Annotated in this window: 4 protein-coding genes; all 4 read right to left on the bottom strand. The window is 55.8% G+C overall.

Features of this window, described 5'->3' with window-relative positions; all coding sequences use genetic code 11:
- Window positions 1-215 precede the first annotated feature (215 nt).
- The 4 genes from CT676_RS43570 to CT676_RS43560 are packed head-to-tail and all read right to left on the bottom strand — an operon-like array spanning window position 216 to window position 1,192.
- Complete coding sequence (locus CT676_RS43570; RefSeq protein ID WP_135217349.1) at window positions 216-512, bottom strand: hypothetical protein; 297 nt, start codon at window positions 510-512, stop codon at window positions 216-218.
- Window positions 509-643 (bottom strand): hypothetical protein, encoded by a 135-nt coding sequence (locus tag CT676_RS46220; protein ID WP_275552154.1) that lies wholly within the window; start codon window positions 641-643, stop codon window positions 509-511. Before CT676_RS46220 ends, CT676_RS43570 begins: the two co-directional genes overlap by 4 nt.
- A complete protein-coding gene (locus CT676_RS45020; RefSeq protein WP_205124649.1) occupies window positions 633-788 on the bottom strand; it encodes a hypothetical protein in 156 nt (51 codons plus the stop codon). The genes CT676_RS46220 and CT676_RS45020 overlap by 11 nt, the downstream gene beginning before the upstream one ends.
- Before the next feature lie 50 nt (window positions 789-838).
- Window positions 839-1,192, bottom strand: coding sequence for a hypothetical protein (locus tag CT676_RS43560; protein WP_135217347.1), 354 nt, complete (start codon window positions 1,190-1,192; stop codon window positions 839-841).
- Window positions 1,193-1,614 lie beyond the last annotated feature (422 nt).

The following is a 1,614-nucleotide window of genomic DNA, read 5'->3' as shown; positions in this document are numbered from 1 at the left end:
CAAGAAAGCGAGGTCCAACACCCCGCTTTCCTGCAAAATCGAATACTACATCAAGACAAATTCTGCTTATTTCTCAGATCAATCCGCATTCTTCACGGACGACTTTTTATAGCTATCCGGGAATGCCGCAGTGGGGGCTGGAACCACGCTGCGGTTTTTTCCATTGGGACCACGCGTCACAGATCACTCTTTGCCTTGGTCGTAAATCCAGACGGTCATTGATCCCTCTTCAACTTGCGCTGGCCCCAATGGGGGCTCTTTCCCTTCGGGTTAAACTCCGGGACGTAGTGGCGGTTCAATGCTCGCACGACGCCGATGCGGGCAAACATCGTCGGGCCGCCGCTTTCAGCCACCAGGATCAGCGCCTGCATCGCGGCTTGCCATTCCGGTACGGCGTACTCTTTCTTCGGCAGCGCGGCGATGTACTCGCCGGCGTCGAGCAGCGTCACCAGTACGCGATCGCCGATCCTGATCGGGTCATCGAAACGCCGACCCCAGCCTCGTTCGGTCATTCCTTCCGCTTCAGGTCAGGTCCCGCGGCGGCAATGGCGCGTTCAACCTCGTCGGCCAGGATTGTCAGATGCTCGGCCAGCTTGGTGAACAGGTCTCGCTTCTTGGGTTCGGTTGCCAGATCACGGATCAACAGTGATAATGCCCGCGGAAACAATTCCCGCTGGCGTAATTCGCCCTTGGCCTTTGAGGCTGATCTTGTCGCCCAAAGGTAACTCAAAACCTCCACGGATCTCTTCGGGATGCGTGATGAGGTCTTCGGGCACGGGTTCAGTCATCGTGCTTCCGTCCTTGAGGCTCATGAAGCGAACGGCATCGCGCCAAGCGGTCAGCGCGGTGTGCAGTTCAATCGCGCGAGGTTTCCTGATCTGTAAACAAGAAACATATCGCCACTGTAGTGGAAATATTCACCAGTGAAGTCCTTGGTGCGAAACTTGAGTTGAAGCGGATTGTTACTCAACACACGCGGGCTAATGGTGTCTTGGCCAAAATCAATGGACACCTTCGTCGCTCTATTTGCGGGACTCAAAATCGCGGTCAACGTAGTAGCAGGTGATTTCTTGACCCCTCCCGGCTCGAACATATCGCCAGTGCAAGTAATCTTGAGCGAGTCCGCGGCCCGAGCAGCGTTCATCGCTAAGAAGGTGATAGCTATAACTCCAAGCAAAGTTGCCTTGGACATTTTATTTTCCCTTTGCCTTCAGCCCCAGCTCCACAAGCCGGCGGATGGCCTCGGAGCGGCCGGGGAGGTCTTCTTGCTTGGCTGCCCAGGCATCGACGCTCTTCCGTAACTCCGAGGACAGGCGGATAGCCGTCACCGGGTCCTGTCCGGTGGCCGGCCGGCCAGGACGTTTCCGTACTACGTTTTTAGTTGACGGCTTCATAATAAGCGTACTACGCTAATTGAGCTTGGAAAACAAGCGGCCTGCCGTCGTGTTGGAAGCACGGCGGCAGGCCTGACCTCGATCACAGAAGGGTTTTCAAAATGACCAAGGCTGTTTCGCATCTTAGCACGCCACCCTTAAACACGTCTGAAAACAACATCACCGATCCGGTGTACGCCGCGATCGAGAAACATCGTCGGGCAATGCGGGAGTTTGCCGA

Source organism: Bradyrhizobium sp. MOS001 (assembly GCF_004634465.1).
Lineage (GTDB): Bacteria > Pseudomonadota > Alphaproteobacteria > Rhizobiales > Xanthobacteraceae > Bradyrhizobium > Bradyrhizobium barranii.
This window is presented reverse-complemented; position numbering and strand designations above follow the sequence as displayed.